We start from the raw sequence: 22022 nt of genomic DNA, 5'->3' as shown, positions 1-22022 counted from the left end.
TTCACGAAGCAAAAAACGAACCGTTTCCGGCACGGAAAACGATTCGTTTTTCTCCGATTTTAACGCAGTGGCGTGAGGTATAACAGCACCGCGAAGAAATGAAGGATGCTGCCTGCAAGCACGAACAAATGCCAAATCGCATGGTGGTAAGGGAAACCGCGCCACACATAAAACAGCGTTCCGAGCGTGTACATGATTCCCCCGGCCACCAGAAGCGTAATGCCGCCGGTAGGTACAGCTGCCACCAGCGGCTGCCAGGCAATAACGATCAACCAGCCCATTGCGAGGTAAAACAACGTGGACATGAACAAAAACCGTTTCGTGAAAAACGCCTTGAAAATGACGCCCGCCAAGGCGATGCCCCAAATAACGCCGAACAAGGTCCATCCAAGCGTTCCGCGCACTGCCACGAACAAAAACGGCGTATAGGTACCTGCAATGAAAAGGTAGATGGATGAATGGTCAAAAAACTCGAACAAATCTTTGGCCTTGCCCTCCTTCAGGGCATGGACCATGGTTGAGTTGGTGTACAGCAGCAGCATCGTAATACCGTAAATCGTGAAGCTGACGACATGCCATACAGTGCCCTTCATGCTTGAAAATACGATGAGCAGCACCAATGCAGCCACGCTAAGGGCGGCGCCGATGCCATGGGTCACGGCATTGGCGACTTCCTCGCGGCGGGAATAGGTATAGGTGTTGGCCATATCAACCGTCCTTTCTAATCCTGGCTTTCATTTCCTGCTTAGTTCCATTATACACCGATTGCCGCTGTCCATGGCACGCGAGGTTTCCATTCATCAACGGCAATCAGGGTAATCTATATAAGTTGAACATCAACCAATATAGGTATCATTGTACTACGATTCGTTTGTATCTTCGTTCTTCTCGTCGTCGGCAGACTGCTCCTGGATTAATCCGGCAAAGAGCGCATGAACGAACTGCTCCGAATCGAACGGCTGAAGATCATCGATTTTTTCGCCCAAACCGACCAGTTTGACCGGAAGGTCAAGCTCCTGGCGGATCGCTACCACGATTCCACCTTTGGCTGTGCCGTCCAGTTTGGTCAACACCAGGCCCGTAACTCCGCTTTTCTCGCCGAACAGCTTGGCTTGGCTAAGTGCATTCTGGCCTGTGGTCGCGTCAAGCACCATCAGCACTTCGTGCGGAGCGTCGGGAATTTCGCGCTGGATGACACGATAGATTTTGTTCAGCTCTTCCATCAGGTTCGATTTGTTTTGCAGACGGCCTGCCGTATCGCACAGCAGCACGTCCACCCCCCGCTGTTTCGCCGCCTGAACGGCATCATACATGACCGCAGCCGGATCGGAACCTGCCTGCTGTTTGATGACTTCAACGCCGGCGCGTTGTCCCCATACCTCCAGCTGTTCAATCGCCCCGGCACGGAATGTATCTCCAGCAGCCATCATGACCTTTTTGCCCTGTTGTTTGAAACGATGGGCCAGTTTGCCGATGGTCGTCGTTTTGCCCACGCCGTTGACCCCGACAAACAAAATAACCGTGATCCCATCCGGATTCATTCTCAATTCGCTGTTTTGCTCCCCGCGGAGCAGGTCTTTCAGCTTCTCCGACAGCACGGGCTGCAGCTCTGCCGCATCCTCGATTCTGCGCTTCTTCACTTCGTCGCGCAGGTCGTCGATCAGCGTCAAAACCGTGTTCACCCCTACGTCGGCACCGATCAGGATCTCTTCGAGCTCCTCATAGAACTCCTCGTCGATTTTTTTGCGGCGGATGACCAGGTCGGTTACCTTTTCCACAAGCCCTTTGCGCGTTTTTTCCAAACCGTCCTTGAACTGCTTCGTCACCGACTCCGCTTTGTTTGCAATGCTATCCTTCAGCCTTTTAAAGAAACTCATAAAGCCCCTCCATCGTGTTAGAGACTGCGACGAAATACCTTACGAATGTCATCGCAGCTCCTTAGTTGATTCGTTTTAAATACAGCTTGCCTTTTCCGGCGTTTATGCGATTACGGCCTCTTCGTCCTCCAGTTTGACCGAAACCAGCTTGGAAACGCCGCCTTCCTCCATCGTGACCCCGTACAGCACGTCGGCCTCTTCCATCGTGCCTTTGCGATGGGTAACCACGATAAACTGCGTCTGCTCCGAGAACTCGCGCAAATATTGGGCAAAACGCACCACGTTTGCTTCGTCCAGCGCAGCCTCGACCTCGTCGAGCACGCAGAACGGAACCGGCTTGACGTGCAGGATGGCAAACAGAAGCGCCATTGCGGTCAATGCCCGTTCACCGCCGGACAAGAGCTGCAGGTTTTGCAATTTTTTGCCCGGAGGCTGGGCGACGATATCGATGCCCGTTTCCAACAGACGTTCAGGGTCCATCAATACGAGATCGGCGCGTCCTCCGCCAAACAATTTGCTGAACACCGTGCCAAATTCGCGGCGAATGGCATCAAACGTTGATTTGAACCGTTTGGCCATCTCGTCCTCCATCTCGCGGATCACCTGATACAGCGTCGTTTTGGCTTCCACCAGGTCATTCTTCTGATCGTTCAGGAATTCATAACGCTCGTTGACCCGCTGGAATTCTTCAATGGCACCCAGATTGACATCGCCCAGGTCGGCAATGCTCCGTTTAAGCTTCTGAACTTCCTGCCTCGTGCCTTCCACGTCTTCAGGTACAGGGTATCGCTCTTTGGCCAGCTCGTAGCCAAGCTCGTATTCATCGGTCAGCTTGCGCAAAATGCTCTCCAGCTCGACATCCAGACGATTGACGGATATTTCCGTCTGGCGCATCTGCTCTTCCACCGCTTTGAGCTGAACCCGCTGCTCCTTCGTCTCGCTTTCGGCGAGCTCAAGCTTTTTCGACAATTCGCTCCGTGCGGCGCGCTTAAAGTCCAATTCGCGGGAAGACTCCGCTTTTTTCAGCTTGAACCGGTTCAGGTCTTCGATCTGCTTCACGCTGTCCTGTTCCGTCTTCTTCAGGTCCGCTTCCATTGATGCAAGCAAGGTGCTATTTTGTTTCAATTCCTTCTCCAGGGAGGAAACTTCCCGTTCGAGGCGCCGCAGCTGTTCCTCATTCGAGAAACGCTCCTGATCCAGTTTCCCTTCCCGAACTTTCAGCTCGGTCAGCTGGGTCTGCAGTTCTTCCTTGGCCGATTCGTTCGCTTTGCGGGCAAATTCGGCAGCATGGATCGCCCGATGCGTCGCTTTCTCTTCTTCTTCGAGCTCTTCAAGCTTTTTGACTGCATCCGCCCGGGCCGCGTCCAGGTCTTTGAGCTCCTCGGTAAACCCGCTCTTCTCCTGTCCGGCGACAGCGACTTGCTCCAGCACGTGGCGAAGCTCATGCTCCACTTGTTTCATCTCCATGGACGCCTGCTGCTCTTCGTTTCTCGTCACGTCCCCGGATTGGCGCAGCTCATCCAGCTTGTCCTGGCATTGCTCCAATTGGGACTTTATGTCCTCCACGCCTTGGTGCAGCTTCCTGATCTGCTGTTCGGTATCCAAAATATCCTGATCCAGCTGATCCAGCTGGCGTTTTCGGCTGAGCAGACTGGAATTTTTTTTATGCTGGCTTCCCCCGGTCATGGAACCGCCCGCATTCACCACGTCGCCTTCGAGCGTAACTACCCGGAAACGATACTGGCAGCGCGCGGCAATTTTGTTGGCATGCTCCAGCGTCTCCGCAATGATGACATTGCCAAGCAGACTGCCTATAATGGCCGCATAACGTGAGTCGTAATGGACCAGATCGGCTCCGATTCCGACATAACCGTCCATGCCTTCGATCATGGAACGCTCTCCGGCACCGATCGCGCGCGGCCGGATGACGTCCAGCGGGAGAAAGGTGGCCCGTCCAAGCTGGCGCTGCTTCAAGAAAGCGATCGCCTGCCTGGAGACCGATTCGTTCTCCATGACGATATGCTGCAGCGATGCCCCCATGGCCGTCTCGACGGCAAGTTCGATCCGCTCAGGCACCTGAACCAATTCGGCCACGGCGCCGTGGACGCCGTTCAGCACGCCTTTGCGCGATGCCTTCAGCACTTCCTTGACACCCAGCATGAATCCGTCGAAGTCATCCTGCATTTCTTTCATCGTATCCCGGCGTGAAATCTGCGCCTCGCGCTTTTGCTCCCATTTCCGGACCGTGCCCCGGCTCTCTTCGAGCAGCTTCTGCAAAGAATTCAGCCGTTCGCTTTCCGAAATATATCCGCTGCGTAGATCACCGATTTGTTTGCCTAGCTGCGCGACTTTTTTCTGGATTTCGGCCTTGCGGCGTTCCAGAACTTCCTTTTGGCCCTCCCATTTGCCGGACTCCTCGGAAGCGCGGTTCATTCGGCGCTCCAGATTTTCCTTCTGCTGGTCCACGTAACGAATTTCGTTGCGCGCCTGGGCCATCTGGTTCATCAGCTCCAGCAAATTGCCCTTCAGGCTTTCTTCCTGCTGCTGGCTGATGCCGCCGGTAACGCCGACCAGCTTCGCCTCCTCTTCGGAAAGCCGATTCCGCACGTCGGCGAGCTCGCGTTCCAGCGCAGCGTACTTCTCGCGCAAGGCAATGAGTTCTGCCTTGCGTTCCCGGTGTCTTTCCTCGCTCGATTCCAGGCTCGTCCGCAGTTGTTCGCGATTCGTCTGCAGATGGCGAAAACGTTCTTTCAACAGCTCGCCATGCCCTTCGCTTTTCTCCGTCGCTTCGCTGTATTGCAACAATTCTGCCTGAAGCTGCTCCACCTCTGACTCCAGCAGGCGCAAGGCGTTCCGGTCGCTCTCCAGCTTGGCATCATGCGTGGATACGATCGCAGCCAATCCGACTTCTTCTTCCTTCAATGCTTCCAGACGCGCATTGGCCTTGCTCCAGGAGGCATGGATCTGTTCGATTTGGTACACGTACATGGAAATTTCCTTGGATTTCAACTGCCCACGCAACTCTTTATAGTGGATCGCCTTTTCGGATTGCTCCTTCAGCGGGCCAATCTGATCCTCCAGCTCGGTGACCAGGTCATGGATGCGCAGCAAATTCTGTTCTGTTTCATCGAGCTTGCGCGTGGCGTCCCGTTTGCGCGTTTTGTATTTGACGATTCCCGAAGCCTCTTCGAAGATGCCTCTCCGGTCCTCGGAACGGGTGCTCAATATTTCCTCGATTCTTCCCTGTCCGATAATGGAATAGGCCTCTTTTCCGATGCCGGTATCCATAAACAGTTCGGTAATATCCTTCAGCCTGCAGGCTTGTTTGTTAATAAAATACTCGCTGTCTCCGCTGCGATGCACGCGGCGGGTTACCGTCACTTCACCAAAATCCAGGGACAGCGCATGATCCTCATTGTCCAGCGTCAAGGAAACCTCGCCGTAATTGACGGCTTTCCTGGCATCACTGCCGGCAAAAATGATATCTTCCATTTTGCCGCCGCGCAGCGATTTGGCGCTTTGCTCTCCAAGCACCCAGCGGATCCCGTCGGAAATGTTGCTTTTCCCGCTCCCGTTGGGACCTACCACCGCGGTAATGCCGCGGACAAATTCCATTTCCGTTTTGTCGGCGAATGACTTGAATCCACCCAATTCAATACGTTTCAGAAACATCGGGCTTCCCGTCACCTCCTCCGTTTTCGTGTAAAAAGTTAAATTCGCGCCGGCAAGTACTCACCGGCTTTCACGTGTCCGTCTTACAAAAAAAAGAGCAAAAAGCAGTCCGGCCGGTCATTTCCGCCGGGGCGGACCCACGGGCTGCTCTTTGCTCTTCGTTTGTCTGTACGCACACGGTCAAGCTCAGGCCTCCGGCAGCTTCAAGCGCTCCAGAGCCGCAGATGCAGCCTGCTGCTCGGCTTCCTTTTTGGATCGTCCTGTGCCTCTGCCAAGCCGTTCTTGACCCATTAGGACCTCGGAGACAAACTCCCGTTCATGGGCAGGTCCCCGTTCCTCCACAATGCGGTATTCAAGGACACCCATATTATGATGCTGAGTAAGTTCCTGCAGTTCCGTCTTAAAGTCGCTGACCTGCAGCTTGCCGCCCGGGACGATCAACGGAAACACATGTTTTTCCAAAAACGTTCTTACGGGTTCCAGTCCTTGGTCGAGATACAACGCGCCAATGAAAGACTCGAACACGTCAGCGAGCAATGCCGGCCGCGTTCTACCACCCGTCAGTTCTTCTCCCTTGCCGAGAAGAACGTACTGTCCAAAACCGAGAACTTCAGCAAATTTGACCAGGGAAGGTTCGCATACGATAGATGCCCGAAGTTTGGTCAGTTCACCTTCCGGCCGATCAGGATACAGTTGATACAAGTATTCCGATACGGTCAGCTCAAGCACCGCATCGCCCAGAAATTCCAGGCGTTCGTTGTCCTGATGCTGACTGAACCGGTGTTCGTTTACATAAGAAGCATGGGTAAACGCTTGTTTTAAGAGCTGCCTGTTGTCAAATTTGATTTGAAGTTTTTGCTGTAACTGCTTCAGATCTTCACTCAAACGAACTAGCCCCTTATGCTTCGAATTTTTTGAGAATGATGGTTGCGTTGTGACCGCCAAATCCAAACGAGTTGGACATAACAACATTGATATCCGCTTGGCGAGGAACGTTAGGCACGTAGTCCAGGTCACATTCAGGATCTTGGTTGTCCAGATTGATGGTCGGCGCAATCGTCTGGTGCGCCAGCGTCAAACCGCAAATGACGGCTTCCACGCCGCCTGCCGCGCCCAGCATATGGCCCGTCATCGACTTGGTGGAGCTCACCGCCAGCTTGTACGCATGGTCTCCAAATGCCTTTTTGATGCCCGTCGTTTCGGAAAGGTCACCCGCAGGCGTCGATGTGCCATGTGCGTTGATGTAATCCACGGCTTCCGGCTCGATGCCTGCACTGCGAAGAGCCATCTTCATGCAGCGTGCCGCGCCGTCAGGATCAGGATCGGTCATATGATGAGCATCACCTGTAAGGCCATACCCGATGACTTCGCCATAGATGCGCGCTCCGCGCTTCTGGGCATGCTCCAGCGATTCCAGGATCAGAATGCCCGCACCCTCGCCCATCACGAAACCGTCGCGACCGGTATCGAAAGGACGGCTTGCTTTTTCCGGCTCATCATTGCGCGTGGACATGGCGCGCATGGCGCAAAATCCCGCAAGGCCCGTCGGACGGATCGTCGCTTCGGCACCGCCGCAGATCATCGCGTCGGCGTCACCGTTCGCAATCAGCTTGAAGGAATCACCAATGGAATGAGTTCCTGTTGCGCAAGCCGTGACCACGTTGATGTTCGGTCCTTTGGCGCCCAGGGAGATGGACATCTGACCTGATGCCATATTGGAGATCATCATCGGAATGAAGAACGGACTTACCCGTTTAGGGCCTTTTTGCAGGAGCGCATTATGCTGGTCCTCCCATGTGCCCAATCCGCCGATGCCCGAACCGATGGACACGCCGAAACGTTCTGCATCAATATTTTCGTTGATTTTCAAACCACTGTCTTCAACGGCTTTGAAACCCGCAGCAACGGCAAACTGAACAAAACGGTCCATTTTGCGCGCATCTTTGCGATCCATGTAATCTTCCGGATTAAAATCCTTGATCTCTGCCGCGATCTGTGTGGTGTATTCACTCACATCAAAAGCCTCGATCTTGGAGACGCCGGACTTTCCTGCCATCAGGTTGCCCCAGAACGTTTCCAAATCCTTTCCGAGCGATGTCATGACGCCCATACCGGTAATTACGACTCTTTGTTTCAAACCGACTCACCTCTATATCGACTGCGTATACGCACGTATTTTGTGGGAATATCCGCAGGCAATCCGGTCCTCTGTCCGAAGACGCCGGGACGTAATCACCTGCGGAATGAGAAAAACCGATGAATGATGAGAAGTCCCGCCGTTCGAAAACAGGTGCGGGACTAAATTGACTTTAGGTATGAGATTGTATGTAGTTTACAACTTCACCTACGGTCGTAATTTTTTCTGCATCTTCATCAGAGATTTCCAAATCGAATTCATCTTCCAATTCCATAACCAATTCTACTACGTCGAGAGAATCAGCTCCCAAGTCTTCCTTGAAAGATGCTTCAAGTGTAACTTCAGCCTCGTCTGCGCCCAAGCGGTCGACGACGATGCGTTTTACACGCTCCAATACATCGGACATCCGGTTCACCTCCTCCTTGGTATTATACGAGAATCGCAAGCAAAATGCCATAGAAGACATATGCGGTCCCCGGCCGGGGAACCCAACCTTTTTCCGGCATTTGCGGATCGTCCAGCGTCTGTTCCCCGGGCATGCGTTCAAGTCCGGGAAGAACTACATGTACATGCCGCCATCGACATGCAGCGTCTGCCCTGTCATATAAGAAGAAGCATCCGAAGCGAGGAATGTCACCACGCCGGCAATTTCATCCGGCTGGCCAAGACGGGCAAGCGGAATGCCGCTTAACATGCCATCGACCAGCTCTTGTGACAGTTCCTTGGTCATATCGGTTTCAATGAAGCCCGGTGCCACGCAATTGACCGCAATACCGCGGGATGCCAATTCGCGGGCAGACGCCTTCGTCAAACCGATGACCCCTGCTTTCGCAGCGACATAGTTAGCTTGCCCTGCATTTCCAAGCACGCCGACAACAGAGGAAATGTTGATGATTTTGCCTGAACGCTGTTTCATCATTGGACGTGTCACTGCTTTCAAGCAATTGAACACCCCTTTGAGATTCGTCTCGATCACCTGATCGAACTCTTCCTCTTTCATGCGCATGATCAGGTTGTCGCGGGTAATTCCGGCGTTATTCACCAGAATGTCCACATTGCCCCATGCTTCAATCGTAGCTTTCACCATTTGTTCGGCTTCATCCATCACGCCCACATTCGCTTGAAGCGTTATGCTCTTCACGCCTTTGGCACGAATCGCTTCAGCCACCTCTTCCGCAGCAGCCTGGCTTCCTGCATAGTTCACGGCCACGTTAGCCCCGGCCTCCGCCAGCGCAAGCGCAATGCTGCGTCCGATGCCTCGGGAGGCACCCGTAACAAGCGCGTTTTTTCCTTCCAATGGTTTGGACATAGTCAGTCCTCCTTTCCCAGAGTATCCGATCGGCTTAGGATTGCAGCGCAGCCGCGGTTGCTTCCAGCGTTTCAAGGCTGTTCACGTTATACAGGCTGACGGTTTTATCTGTCTTTTTAATCAAACCTGTCAGCACGCTGCCTGAACCGATTTCCACAAAGGTATCCACGCCTTGTTCGATCAGCCATGTCACACTGTCTTCCCATAATACGGGAGAATAGACCTGTTCCTTCAACAATTGCGGGATTTCACCGTCTTCGGCAGGTCTTGCCGTTACATTGGCCACGACAGGCACACGCGCCGGAGAAAATGTAACGCCACTCAGTTTATCTGCCAGTTTATTAGCAGCTTCCTTCATCAACGAGGAATGGAACGGACCGCTAACCTCCAACGTAATGGCGCGTTTGCCGCCAGCTTCTTTCACCCGTTCAGCGACGGCAGCAACGCCTTCCTTCACGCCCGAGATGACAATCTGGCCCGGACAGTTCATATTTGCGAGTTCCACGGCATGACCACCAGCCGATACGTCCCGGCAAAGCACCCCCAGCGCTTCCCGATCCGCACCCAGCACGGCTGCCATCGCTCCTTGACCTCCAGGTACAGCTTGTTCCATATACTGGCCGCGCGCACGCACAATGCTCACGGCATCCGCGAAAGTCAGTACATCGGCTGCAACCAATGCGCTGTATTCGCCAAGACTGTGTCCAGCCACGTAGTCAGGCTCGATCCCTTTTTCTTTGAAAGCCTCAAGCAAGGCAATGCTTGCCGTCAGCAGAGCCGGTTGTGTATTCGATGTCTGTTTCAGCTCGGTATCCGGACCTTCAAAAATCAATGAACTCAGCGAAAAGCCAAGCGTCTCGTCCGCTGTACGGAAAATGTTCGCGGATGCAGGCACGTGATCATGAGCGTCCTTTGCCATCCCGACTGCCTGTGATCCCTGTCCGGGAAATACAAATGCTATTTTACCCATCTGATTCTTCTCTCCCAGCTTGTAATTTTACCAAACGAGTACGGACGCACCCCAAGTCAAACCGCCGCCGAAGCCGACCATCAGCACCGTGTCGCCTTCCTTCATGCGGCCTTCTTCCGCTGCTTCCACGAGGGCAAGCGGGATCGACGCAGCCGAAGTGTTGGCATATTTGTCCACGTTGACGACAACCTTCTCTTCCGGCAGCTCGAGCCGCTGCATCGCGGATTGAATAATGCGGATGTTGGCCTGATGCGGAACGAACAGATCGACATCTGTGCGATCCAGGCCCGCTTTCTCAAGCACGTCAACGGTTGCCGTCCCCATGACGCGCACCGCAAATTTGAACACCTCGCGCCCGTTCATGTAAATGTAATGCTGTTTGTTTTCGATCGTCTCGGCAGATGCAGGCAAACGCGAGCCGCCGCCCTCTAATTTCAACAAACCGCCTCCGGCACCTTCGGCTCCGAGATCGAACGATTTGAAGCCGCGGCCTTCCGGAACCTCACCCAGAATAACGGCTCCAGCTCCGTCTCCAAAGAGCACGCAGGTGTTGCGGTCCGTATAATCCGTGATGCGGGAAAGCGTATCGGCACCGATCACAAGTGCATTGTTGTACATGCCGCTTTGAATGAAACTCGTCGCTGTTGCCAGCCCGTACACAAAGCCGGAGCAAGCCGCAGACAGATCGAACGCTGCCGCGCCTTTGGCACCGAGCTTATCCTGCAGGATGCAAGCCGTCGACGGGAATGCGGAATCCGGCGTGATGGTGGCCACGATGATCAGGTCCAAATCGCCGCCTGTCATGCCGGCTGTTTCAAGCGCTTTGACGGCGGCTTCATAGGCCAGATCCGAAGTCGCCTGGTCCGGCGCCGCAATATGGCGCTCACGGATGCCCGTGCGGCTGACGATCCACTCGTCGTTGGTATCCACCATTTTTTCCAAATCGCTATTCGTCAAAATTTTCTCTGGGACATATTTACCAGTTCCAATAACCCCTACCGGGCGCAAATTATTCATGTCTTCACTCACTTCCCGCTAATTTCCTTGGATATGCTCTCCACCAGTTGATTCTGAATGGCGATTCTCGCCTGACGCACCGCGTTTTTGATCGCATTGCCATCCGCCGAGCCATGGCTCTTCACAACGAGTTTGCTCAGGCCAAGCAGCGGCGCGCCCCCGTGCTCCGTGTAATCCAGTTTGCGTTTCAGCCCGCGCAGTTCAGGCATTAACACGGCAGCGGCGAGCTTGCTTTTTAAAGAAGATGAAAACTGCTCTTTGAGCAGTGAAAAGATCGCTCCAGCCGTACCTTCCATCGATTTCAGCAAAATGTTGCCGGCGAAACCGTCGCACACAAGCACGTCGCACTCAGCCGTCAGCACATCGCGCGCTTCCACGTTGCCCACGAAACGAATCGGCAGTTCCTTCAGCAAAGGATACGCGTTTTTGGTCAACTCGTTACCTTTCCCTTCTTCCGTGCCGACATTAAGCAGGCCCACTCGCGGCGAGTCGATGCCCTGAACTTTCTGGCGGTACAAGCTCCCCATGAGCGCATACTGGGCAAGATGCTCCGGTTTGGCATCCATATTGGCTCCCAAATCCAGCGCAAGCACGCCGACATCGTCGATCGTCGGAATCATCGGCGCAAGCGCGGGACGTTCAATGCCCTCCATGCGGCCTACAACCAACAACCCCGTCGTCATGAGCGCGCCGGTATTGCCGGCCGAAATCATGGCGTCTGCTTCGCCTTCCTTCAGCATGCGGCCGGCAACGACCATGGAAGCGTCTTTTTTGCGACGGACCGCCTTGACCGGTTCGTCGTCCGAACCGATCACTTCGGATGCGTGCCGCACAGACAAATTCGCAGGTTTCGTCGCTGCCTTGCTCAGGATCGGCTCCAGCCTGCCTTCGTCGCCGACCAATACGATCTGTGCGTCAGGCCATTCCGCGGCAGCGGACAGCGCGCCTTCCACGGTTGCCGCAGGGGCGTTGTCGCCCCCCATGGCATCAATCACGATTCTCATTTCGAAGCCTCTCCTTCCGTATCTTCTCCACCCGAACGGTAGATCACAAAATTGCCCTGGAACACCATCTCTTCGCCAACATACGTGAACACTTCGACCTTAGCTTTCCCTTTCTGGCCAGGGATCGATCTTACGTAAGCCTTGGCAATGCACTTCTCGCCCAAATGAACGGAGCGCACAAAGCGTATGTCCGCCGAAGCCGTCAAAGCAATCTCGTCATTGATGACCGCGACCGCAAGGGAATTGGCCTGCGCGAACACATAGTGCCCGCGCGCAATGCCTGTCCGCGAAAATACGTGTTCTTCCCGGATCTCAAACAGGGAAATGCCGCTTTTATCCAATTGCAGGTCCACGATGTCACCAATGATCTCGTGCAGCGGAAGGGAACGCACCTGGTCATAGGAAAGCTCGGCCATCAGCTTCATCCGTTCGCGCAGCTCGGGTATTCCGAGCTCAAGCCTGTCGAGACGAATCGTCTGGATGCTCACCTTTAATTGGCGCGTTAGCTCTTGATCCGTTACAAACGGGTTGTCTTCGATCATTTTGGTTAACTGCTGCTGCCTCTGCTTTTTGGGTAAACGTTCGATGTCTGACACCCCCTGCTGAAATCTGTACCTGAAACCGGCCGTACCGAAGCAGGCCATTCAGGTGTATCCTGCCACTCCAATGTTCGTTGTTCGTTGCTATATTTGAATTCATCGCCGCCTACGCTAAAGGCAGCTTTGTCGCTTTCGTATCTATGTAACGTCAAATCTTAGAACCTGGTACTAAACTATAGTATATATCATACGCCGCCAAAAAGAAAGATGCACATCTTAAATCCGCTTGCCAATGGGACTTCCGGCCCGATTCACCGTCCACTGTATCCATTCTATCACTTTCGCTACGGCGAAAACAAAAAAGTAGTACCTCACCGAAATGAGATACTACCCGGTTGTTGCTATTATTGAGAGATGATCTCTCTTGCTTTGTACGTTCCGCACACTTTGCACACGTGGTGAGCAAGCTTCAATTCGCCGCATTGTTCACATTTCACCATGCCCGGCACAGCCAATTTAAAGTGAGTACGACGTTTGTCGCGACGTGTCTTGGACGTTCTCCGTTGAGGTACTGCCATTATTCCCACCTCCTTATCAAAATCAACCTTTACAGGCAGTTCAAACTTTTCGATTTTCATTGATGCTCATTTGAAAAAATCTTTGAGCCCTGCAAGTCGCGGGTCGATAACTTCGTTATCGCAGCCGCAATCCCCTTCGTTCAGCTCATGGCCACACGTTGGGCAGAGCCCTTTGCATGTATCGCTGCATAGCGGTATAAACGGCAGGTTCAGCAGAAAAGCCTCTTCGGCGTACAGTTTCAGGTCGAATTGATCCTCATCCACATAGATGATATCATCGTCTTCCTCCATGTCCTCCGGCTGGTCTCCCTGCTTGAATTGCTCATGAAAATCAATATGAAGATGTTCGTTAACCGGCTTGAGACAACGGGAGCACAACATGTCCACTCCTGCCGTCAACGTGCCTTGAACATCCACCACGCCCCCCGATTCTGGCTGAACGGACAAATCCGCAGTCAGCGGGGTAACGGCTGTGATATCTTTTCGGTCAGAAACCAGTTGTGTGACATCCCACTGCTCATTAAAGCTTAAAGGTCTGCCGCTGGTTGCCGCTTTGCGAAACGACACTAACATTACCATCACTCCAGACGACCAATTTCATTATGAACCTAAGTCACTAGCTGCCAAATTTACAGAATGGACCCGCGCACCATGCGCTCCCGGTCCCTACTGTATGTATTCTGACCATGTGTCCGGAAAACCATAATGAAATGGACTTAACAAACAAAAATCATTATACCGATTTCCCGAGACGTTTGTCAACACTTTTAACTTTACACCCTTCTTGAAAACAGGCTTTCCCCGACGATGTCCTCCAATGCCGCCCAAAGACATCCTTGCAGACAAACGTCACGAAACATTTTCGCGATGATGTCCGTCACGCCTGATCTATTATATCGTTTTGGGCTTAGGTTGCAAACGGTATCGAATATGCCGAACACATCTGTTTCTTCTATAGGAATATCCATTTGGTCACAGATCGTTAATGATAAGTGTGATTTAGATCACACAGACGCCTTTATTTGAAAACTATACTTGCGTTACACCAGCGGCACTGATGCGTACCGCCAAAAGATGTAGTGATATTCAACCCTTTGCCAGGAGGTATTGCCCATGTTAAGCAATCATACGATCAACGTCATCAAATCCACGGTTCCCGTGCTCGAAGTCCACGGCGAAGCCATTACGCGCCATTTCTATCAAACGATGTTCGCCGCCCATCCCGAGCTGCTGAACGTATTCAACCATGCCAACCAGAAGCAGGGGCGTCAGCAAGCCGCGCTTGCCAACATGGTCTACGCCGCCGCCAAACATATCGATAACCTGCCCTCGATCCTGCCGGCCGTTCGCCAAGTCGCGCACAAACACCGCAGTCTGGGCATCACGCCGGAACAATACGCCATTGTGGGCAAATTCCTGCTGCAGGCGATTAAAGACGTGCTCGGCGATGCCGCGACGGATGAAATTGTCTCCGCTTGGGCGGATGCCTACGGCGTCATTGCCGATGCATTCATCGGCATTGAACGGGAGATGTATGCCGAAGCTGCAAGCCAGCCTGGCGGATGGCAAGGATTCCGCTCGTTCCGCGTCGCGAAAAAGGTGCCGGAGAGCGACCTGATCACTTCATTTTATCTCGTTCCGGAGGATGGATCTGCCATCGCTGCATTTGTTCCCGGACAGTATATCAGCGTAAAACTGACCCCGCCGGGGCAATCCAATACGCATATTCGCCAATACAGCCTTTCGGATGCACCAGGCAAACCGTATTACCGCATTTCCGTCAAACGGGAGCAAGGTACTTCGGAACGGCCTGACGGCGTTATCTCGAACCATCTGCACGATGAGCTTGACGAGGGCAGTCTCGTCGAAGTTTCTGCGCCAGCCGGGGACTTCACGCTCGACCTGGCAGACCCGCGGCCTGTCGTGCTGCTCAGCGCCGGTGTCGGACTTACGCCGATGGTCAGCATGTTGAATGCACTGGTGCAAGCGGACGGCAATGCATCCGTTACTTTTGTACACGCGGCCCGCCATGGCCAGCTGCACGCTTTTCGGGAACATGTGGACACCTTAGCCGATACCCACGCCAACGTTCAAGCACACTACTGTTATACACAGCCATCGTCCACGGACAAGGAACAGCTTCGTTTCCAAAAGGAAGGTCATCTGGACGCTGCTTGGCTGAAATCGATCCTTCCTGAATCGGATGCTTCGTTTTACATGTGCGGACCTGTTTCGTTCATGCGCGATACGTATCAGGCACTACGGGAATTAGGAGTTGCGGAAGACCTCATTCATTACGAATTCTTTGGACCAAAGGCAAGTCTGGTCTCAGCTGCAGCAGAGAGCAGATAACCCTCAGCCACGTCTGACAAGACACGCCCTGCATCGAAAACGATGTCGGGAGCGTGTCTTTTTTGCCATTTGCGCATCTTCCGATTTGAACATGCATGGGCATTGCCCTATTATTGAACAAGATATGTGTTCAGCCAACCGAAACAGAGAAAGGAGCACGGGAACCTATGAAGGTTGTTGGCGTCATTGTGGAATACAACCCGCTGCATAACGGGCATGTTTATCATCTTGAAGAGGCCCGGCGGCTGAGCGGAGCGGACGCCGTGGTGGCCGTCATGAGCGGCCCTTTCCTTCAACGCGGGGAACCCGCGATCGTGGGCAAAAGGGCGCGCACCGAGATGGCGCTGCACGCAGGCGCCGATCTGGTGTTTGAATTGCCGGTGGCGTATGCGGTGCAGCCGGCGGAATGGTTTGCCTTCGGTGCGGTGTCCCTGCTGGACCGCACCGGGGTGGTGGACTCGCTCTGCTTTGGCAGCGAGTCCGGCGACCTGGACAGCCTGCAGCGCATCGCGCGCGTGCTGGCTGTGGAGCCCGCAGGGCTGCGCGAGGACATCGCGCGCCGCCTGCGGGAAGGCGCCAGCTACCCCGCCGCGTACGCCGGCGCGGCGGCAGCGCTGGCGCCCGGCGGCGTCGAGGCGGATGCCGCCGCCGCACTGCTCGGGCAGCCCAACAATTCGCTTGGGCTGCACTACCTGATCGCGCTGCAGCGGCTGGGCAGCGCGATCACGCCTTTGACGGCGGCGCGTACCGGTGCCGCCTACCACGAGGCGACGCCCGGGCCGGGGGCGATCGCCAGTGCCACGGCCGTCCGCCGCCTGCTGCTGGCGGACGGGCCCGAAGCCGCCGCGCCGTACGTGCCGGCGGCTTCGCTTGCCATTCTGCGGCGCGAATGGCAGGAAGGGCGCGCTCCCGTGCATTGGGAGCGCCTGGCGCGGCCGCTGCTGCACATCGCGGCCACGCGCCGTGCCTCCGAGCTGGCGCGCATCGCCGAGGTCACGGAAGGCCTCGAACACCGGTTGGGCCGTGCCCTGGCCCAACTGCCGGAGCCCAGCGTCGAAGCGCTGCTGGCCGCGCTCAAAACCAAACGTTATACGCGCACCAAGCTGCAGCGCATGCTAACCCATGTGCTTCTCAATCATAGCAAGGAAGAGTTGTCGCCCATGTCGTTATCCGAAGGTCCGGGTTATCTGCGCGTGCTCGGTTTCAATGCCACTGGCCAAACGTTATTAAAACAAATGAAAAAAACGGCCTCCTTGCCTGTGGTCATGAAACCTTCCGGCTTCACGCACCCTCACCTGGAAATGGATATCCAAGCACAGGCAGCATATGCCCTTGCATATGAACAGACAAGCTCGCGCATGATGTTCAGCGATTTTTTCGAGCCTCCGGTAAGGCTGTAATCCATCATGAAATCCGAAACATATATGCTTCTATTGAGCTGCAATGACAAAAAGGCTCGCGGTCATTCGTATGATTGCGGGCCTTCATTGGTTCATTGACACCATTGCTGCTTGGTCATGGTTCACTTACTTACTTCGTGGTCTATTAGCCATTTGATCACTTGCTTACTACCCCATCAGCCATTTGATCATTTTCAGTTTTGGACACTAGTCATTGGTTATTATATAGGTTGAACCAAAGATTTTTACACAGAGACACTACGCGGTCAGAACCATCTTCCGATCGCTGTTATCCCCAGATTTTTTTGAATCCCTTTAGTTAAGGGGAAAATCTGGTGATAAGCCTATGCTTCCGAAGCAGCTTTCTTTCAAGAAGCTTTTAGACCGCTTCGCTTCTCCAGATTCTTTCTGCCCTCTTCGTTATCGTGTAAATTTCCGGTTCAATCTATATAGTCATTCGTTATTCGTTATCAGTCATCCCGAGCTCTTACGAACCAAACACACCTTATTTCGTCATATTTCGCGTAATTCTTTGGCTTACGAACCTGACGCACCTTATTTCCGCATTTTAGCAGCATTCCAGCTCATTTCGTCACGTTTAGCGTGCCTGAAGTTCGTTACAGATTGCAACCCACGATCAGCTCCCGATAACGTGCCTAGGGTTCGTCAGAAATGAATAACGCCATCGACCTCCAGCGCATCATACTAAATTCCAGGGCAAAAATCGGCGCACAATATGCCAAACGAGGCAGATAAGGTCTCTGAGGAGGGGATATTTCGTCCTACCTGCGCACAGTAAAGGCTGCCGTAATGCATGAACCATTCCGCTGCGTTCAGACACTTGTGTAACTTGCCTCTGTGCCGCAAATCGTCCCAGGCAATTCTCCGATCTCAGCCCGGCATATCCCCCTCTTTTACTCCAGTTTCGCGTCCTCTTGCACCTTGGAAAACCATAAAGAGCGACCAGGTCAGGCAGCAGCCTGCTCCTTGATCGCTCTTTTTGCTGAAACGGGAATACACCCAAATGATCTATCGAAGCGACATTTACCCAATCAGGTTATATTCCGGCACTGTCCATCTGCGGAACATGATCTTACGATTTTACGGTCAACGTCTTTAAATAAGCCAGTGCATCGTCTACCGTGCTTACGGGAACGATTTTCATTTTGCTGCCGATCTGCTCGGCTTTGGCCGCAGCATCCTTATAATTGTCCTGCGGGACAAAGAAAACCTCCGCATTTTTCCGGTCGGCGGCCACGATTTTGTGCACGACCCCGCCGATCGGGCCAACAACGCCATCCTTCGTGATCGTACCCGTCCCGGCAATCCGGTGTCCATGGGTGAGGTCTCCTTGGGTCAACTGGTTATAAATTTCCAGCGTAAACATCAAACCAGCGGATGGACCGCCCACCCGGGTATCCGTAAACGTGATTTGTTTGCTGGAATCTTCCGGTTTGACCTTTTGCACGGTGCCGATCATCACGCCGAGTCCTGGCCGGGTTTTCCCGGTTTTGCTGTCCTTTACTTCCACCAGCTCCACGTCCCGGCTAATCGTCTCGCCGCCCCGTTCCAACTGCATTTCAACCGTGTCACCGACCTTCAGGTTTTTGAGTTGAGCCGAGAGCACCGTGTTGTCCGGGGTCGCCGTTCCGTTTACACCCAAGATGATGTCTCCCGGCGCGATGTCCCCCTGCGGTTTTGGATCTTCCGATAAACCGAACACAAATATATGCTCCGGTACGATGGCATATTTGATTCCTGCCTTCTCGTACGCGGCTTCCATGGCAGAAGACTGCGAATCGCTCATGAACCATACTTGCTCCGCCGAATATTCGGCCTCCGTTTTGCCCCGCAACCGATCCTCTTTCTTATCGATCTCGGCATTTTTGTTAAACAACGAGGCGCCAAGCAAAAACACGTTGGCATACGTTGCCGATACCGTCGTCATCATAAATGTCCCGCGTTCTTCGCTGTCCCCGTCCTTCACGGTGACCATGGGTTTGACCTCATCCGCGCTGCCGGGCATGTAAATGATGTACGGCGTCGGCATGTACACCGTTACGTAAACGATCAGAGCAACCACGATCACGAAGATCGAAACTCTGAAACCGCCCGATTTCCGAATCCGATTCATTGCACACCCCCGTTCTTAACGTTTCCTACGATATTTATTAGTCTAACACCCTCATGCTCGGGCATACAATGGTACAGGCCGGGTAGGCCGCCCTTGCTTTGCCGCCTGTCCGGTCAAGGCCGAATCGTCTGCGGACGCTATTCGGCCGTCCACCCCGGAAGCAAACGCGTTTGAAAGCGAACGCCTATTATCATATTGAGGTGAACCGATGATAATGCAGACCCAGGCCGCCCGATCCGGCCCATTACGTACCATACTTATGAGCACAGGTGCTTTATTGCTGGTTGTCGCCGTTGTCCTCTCGCCCAAACAAGCCTTCGACGCTTCCATTCAGGGACTGGACATTTGGTGGAAACTGATTTTCCCCTCCATGCTGCCGTTCCTGATGTTATCTCAAATGCTGCATGCCTTCGGTTTTACCGCTGCCCTCGCCGTACTGTTCGAGCCGTTGATGAAAACATGCTTTCGTCTCCCCGGTCAGGCCGGCCTTGTCTTTGCCTTTGGCATGATCGGCGGATTCCCGGCAGGCGCAGATATGACGGCAAGGCTTGCGGAAGAGGGAAAATTAACCGACAGGCAGGCCGCAGCGCTTGCGTCATTCGCCCATTTCGCCAATCCGATGGTCATTGTATTGGTGATCGGAGCCGTATTTCTTCAGCAGCCGGCTGCCGGATATTTTCTGCTGCTCGTCCACTGGTTTAGCGCCTGGATCACGGCCATCCTCTTAAGCCGATTAACTCCGATGGCGACCAGTCAGGAAGCATCGTCTCCACAGACAACGCCGCCGCAGCACAGCCATAAAGGAGCGATCGGGTCCAAAAACAGGACAGCCTCTCAGACTGCCCCAAGCTCCCTCCATCCACCAAGAAACCTCCTTCGCCGAATGCTGAATGCAGCCCGGGAGGCGCACCTTCTCGACGGCCGTTCATTCGGCAAACTGCTTGGCGATACCGTATCTCAGGCAGTGCAAACCTTGATGATGACGGGAGGTTACATCATTGTTTTTGCTGTTCTGATCCGCCTGCTCGGCTTGTTCCTGACGCCCGGCTCCCCGGTCGCGATGTGGCCCGCTTTTCTTGAGATGCACCTGGGCGCATACCATTTAAGCAAATCCCATCTGGATCAAGTCGTGCTCATTGCCTTGACCGCTGCCGTTCTCGGCTGGGGAGGGCTTTGTTCTCACCTGCAGGTGTTTGCAGCCTTGAAATCCATTTCCATGACGAAAGGCCACCTGTTCCGTTTTGCGGCAGCCCGCGTCCTTCATGGGCTCATTGCTTTTGGAGCTGCCGTGCTGCTCTGGACGCCGTTTGCCCGATACCTCCCGGGAGCGCAAGCAACCTTCCATCCTCATGCAAATGCCGATGGTGTGGACTGGTCCCAAGGATATTCCCTGTTCCGGCATTACGCCGACGGACCTTACACCTTGTGGCATGCTGTTCCGGCGGCACTTGTCATTTGGTCCGTTTTACTGTTCGCTATGGCCGTCCTGTCAGGACTGCTCCTGTGGATCAATCGCCGCGTTTCTCCCTGATTTTGCGTCGCAGCGCGATCTCCACTTCCGGCGACACAAGGTCGGTCACATCCCCTTCGTAATGGGCGATTTCCTTGACGATACTGGAGCTTAAATACGAATATTTGGGATTCGTCATCATAAAAATCGTTTCCGCGTCCGGGTTCAATTTGCGGTTCGTGGAAGCGATCTGCAGTTCGTATTCGAAATCGGTCACCGAGCGCACGCCACGAACGATGGCCTGGGCATTCTTTTCCCGCACATAATTCGCCGTCAGGTCACGGAACGTATCCACTTCCACATTGGGTAAATGAGCCGTAACTTCCGCGATCAGATCCGTGCGCTCTTCGACGGTGAAAAGCGGATTTTTGCTCATATTGTTCAGAACGGCCACAATGACGCGATCAAACTGCTTGGAAGCCCGCTCGATAATATCGAGATGTCCCATCGTCACGGGATCGAAGCTCCCGGGATATACCGCAATCCGTTCGCCATTCGTTTTCGCGTTAGTCATGAGGTTGTGCCTCCTCTGTGATGTCCTCTTTCGTTTCCGGCTCATAACGGTAGATGGAAACCGCCGTTTCGCCGTAAACCGATTTGCGCGTCTGTTCAAACGGGCCGAACTGCTCCGGATATTCATACTTGGATTCGTATTCGAGCACAATCGTCGCTTCCGGCTCCAGCAGCTCCAGATCATGCATCGTCTGCATCAGCTCGTCCCCGTTTTTCATGCGGTAAGGCGGATCCAGGAATACGAGATCAAACCGCGTGCCGCGCTTTGCCAGTGCTTTGAGTGCACGCCCCGCATCATTACGGTATACGGCGGCTTGATCCTCCAGTTTGGTTGCCTTTAGATTCGCGCGAATCGTTTCAATGCTCTTCGGTTCCAAATCAACAAAAACAGCCTTGTCCACGCCGCGGCTAAGCGCCTCGATGCCGAGACCCCCACTGCCCGCAAACAGATCCAACGCTGTACCTCCATCAAAATAAGGTCCAATCATGCTAAACAACGCTTCCTTCACCTTGTCGGTCGTCGGTCGCGTTCCCGTGCCGGGAACAGCCTTCAACGGCCTTCCTTTGGCACTTCCCGATACCACTCTCACTGACGAGTCACCTTTTCTCTATGTAAGTTTAATGATAAAGCTATCGTACCACACTCGGGAACGGTTTGAAAAATAAAAGGCCTGTCTTCCTGACAGGCAAAAAAGTGAAACTCTTTTTGGCAATGCATGTATAAAGTGTCCCTGTTCCGGCCATTCTATAATTATCGACATCAAAAGTGTCGTAGACAACCGCGGAGAAGACTTACGTTTCCCCATAAGCTCTTCGTCCGGTTTCTCCTCTCCCATGAAAGGGGCTCTCGAAAGAGGGCCCCGAATAAAAGCCCGTCAGATAAGGTTTCTGATGGGTTTTTACTTTTTTCCGAAGTCTATATGGGCACCAAGTGGGCACCATTTTTCTCATTATCTTTCGAAGCCAATTTCTCTGCGAAGCATCTCGATCATATCGAACACCCGATCAAT

The 22022-nt window shown here is 53.7% G+C and carries 19 protein-coding genes; 3 read left to right on the top strand and 16 right to left on the bottom strand.

Going from position 1 to position 22022, the window contains the following annotated elements:
* Window positions 1-59: 59 nt before the first annotated feature.
* The 13 genes from MKY59_RS10350 to MKY59_RS10290 form a co-directional block, all read right to left on the bottom strand.
* Window positions 60-707, bottom strand: coding sequence for a hemolysin III family protein (locus MKY59_RS10350; RefSeq protein ID WP_339277427.1), 648 nt, complete (start codon window positions 705-707; stop codon window positions 60-62).
* Between the two features lie 153 nt (window positions 708-860).
* Window positions 861-1877, bottom strand: coding sequence for a signal recognition particle-docking protein FtsY (gene ftsY / locus MKY59_RS10345; RefSeq protein ID WP_339277426.1), 1017 nt, complete (start codon window positions 1875-1877; stop codon window positions 861-863).
* Between the two features lie 102 nt (window positions 1878-1979).
* Window positions 1980-5549 carry a chromosome segregation protein SMC gene (gene smc / locus MKY59_RS10340; RefSeq protein ID WP_339277424.1) on the bottom strand — a complete coding sequence of 1190 codons (3570 nt, stop codon included), beginning with the start codon at window positions 5547-5549 and terminating at the stop codon, window positions 1980-1982.
* Window positions 5550-5735: 186 nt separating this feature from the next.
* Entirely contained in the window at window positions 5736-6434 is a 699-nt protein-coding gene (rnc, locus tag MKY59_RS10335; protein WP_236417833.1) for a ribonuclease III, read from the bottom strand.
* 13 nt (window positions 6435-6447) lie between these two features.
* Entirely contained in the window at window positions 6448-7686 is a 1239-nt protein-coding gene (gene fabF / locus MKY59_RS10330) for a beta-ketoacyl-ACP synthase II (RefSeq protein ID WP_339277422.1), read from the bottom strand.
* Window positions 7687-7858: 172 nt separating this feature from the next.
* Window positions 7859-8092, bottom strand: coding sequence for an acyl carrier protein (gene acpP / locus MKY59_RS10325; RefSeq protein WP_024630176.1), 234 nt, complete (start codon window positions 8090-8092; stop codon window positions 7859-7861).
* Window positions 8093-8245: 153 nt separating this feature from the next.
* Window positions 8246-8995 (bottom strand): 3-oxoacyl-[acyl-carrier-protein] reductase, encoded by a 750-nt coding sequence (gene fabG / locus MKY59_RS10320; protein WP_236417837.1) that lies wholly within the window; start codon window positions 8993-8995, stop codon window positions 8246-8248.
* A gap of 34 nt (window positions 8996-9029) precedes the next feature.
* Entirely contained in the window at window positions 9030-9965 is a 936-nt protein-coding gene (gene fabD / locus MKY59_RS10315) for an ACP S-malonyltransferase (protein ID WP_339277420.1), read from the bottom strand.
* Between the two features lie 27 nt (window positions 9966-9992).
* Entirely contained in the window at window positions 9993-10982 is a 990-nt protein-coding gene (locus MKY59_RS10310) for a beta-ketoacyl-ACP synthase III (RefSeq protein WP_236417842.1), read from the bottom strand.
* 8 nt (window positions 10983-10990) lie between these two features.
* A complete protein-coding gene (gene plsX / locus MKY59_RS10305) occupies window positions 10991-11986 on the bottom strand; it encodes a phosphate acyltransferase PlsX (protein ID WP_339277419.1) in 996 nt (331 codons plus the stop codon).
* Window positions 11983-12630: a transcription factor FapR gene (gene fapR / locus MKY59_RS10300; RefSeq protein ID WP_290371468.1), complete on the bottom strand. Its 648-nt coding sequence runs from the start codon at window positions 12628-12630 to the stop codon at window positions 11983-11985. The genes plsX and fapR overlap by 4 nt, the downstream gene beginning before the upstream one ends.
* Window positions 12631-12929: 299 nt before the next feature.
* Entirely contained in the window at window positions 12930-13103 is a 174-nt protein-coding gene (rpmF, locus tag MKY59_RS10295) for a 50S ribosomal protein L32 (protein WP_090923906.1), read from the bottom strand.
* A gap of 66 nt (window positions 13104-13169) precedes the next feature.
* Window positions 13170-13676 carry a DUF177 domain-containing protein gene (locus MKY59_RS10290; RefSeq protein WP_236417844.1) on the bottom strand — a complete coding sequence of 169 codons (507 nt, stop codon included), beginning with the start codon at window positions 13674-13676 and terminating at the stop codon, window positions 13170-13172.
* Window positions 13677-14216: 540 nt separating this feature from the next.
* Between MKY59_RS10290 and hmpA the strand changes: the two genes are divergently transcribed.
* Both hmpA and MKY59_RS10280 read left to right on the top strand, forming a co-directional pair.
* Window positions 14217-15455, top strand: a complete 1239-nt coding sequence (gene hmpA, locus MKY59_RS10285) for an NO-inducible flavohemoprotein (protein ID WP_339277418.1) — start codon at window positions 14217-14219, stop codon at window positions 15453-15455.
* A 167-nt stretch (window positions 15456-15622) separates the two neighbouring features.
* Window positions 15623-16855 (top strand): nucleotidyltransferase, encoded by a 1233-nt coding sequence (locus tag MKY59_RS10280; protein WP_339277417.1) that lies wholly within the window; start codon window positions 15623-15625, stop codon window positions 16853-16855.
* A 1093-nt stretch (window positions 16856-17948) separates the two neighbouring features.
* On the opposite strand, the gene MKY59_RS10275 is transcribed toward MKY59_RS10280, so the two are convergent.
* Window positions 17949-18989 carry a SepM family pheromone-processing serine protease gene (locus MKY59_RS10275; protein ID WP_339277416.1) on the bottom strand — a complete coding sequence of 347 codons (1041 nt, stop codon included), beginning with the start codon at window positions 18987-18989 and terminating at the stop codon, window positions 17949-17951.
* Window positions 18990-19197: 208 nt separating this feature from the next.
* On the opposite strand from MKY59_RS10275, the gene MKY59_RS10270 reads away from it, so the two are divergent.
* Entirely contained in the window at window positions 19198-20520 is a 1323-nt protein-coding gene (locus MKY59_RS10270) for a nucleoside recognition domain-containing protein (RefSeq protein ID WP_339277415.1), read from the top strand.
* On the opposite strand, the gene coaD is transcribed toward MKY59_RS10270, so the two are convergent.
* Together coaD and rsmD are read right to left on the bottom strand one after the other, a co-directional pair.
* Window positions 20498-21013, bottom strand: coding sequence for a pantetheine-phosphate adenylyltransferase (gene coaD / locus MKY59_RS10265; protein ID WP_236417856.1), 516 nt, complete (start codon window positions 21011-21013; stop codon window positions 20498-20500). The genes MKY59_RS10270 and coaD overlap by 23 nt on opposite strands.
* Window positions 21006-21602, bottom strand: coding sequence for a 16S rRNA (guanine(966)-N(2))-methyltransferase RsmD (rsmD, locus tag MKY59_RS10260; RefSeq protein WP_339277414.1), 597 nt, complete (start codon window positions 21600-21602; stop codon window positions 21006-21008). The genes coaD and rsmD overlap by 8 nt, the downstream gene beginning before the upstream one ends.
* Between the last annotated feature and the right edge of the window lie 420 nt (window positions 21603-22022).

The organism is Paenibacillus sp. FSL W8-0426 (assembly GCF_037969725.1).
Lineage (GTDB): Bacteria > Bacillota > Bacilli > Paenibacillales > Paenibacillaceae > Paenibacillus > Paenibacillus hubeiensis.
This window is presented reverse-complemented; position numbering and strand designations above follow the sequence as displayed.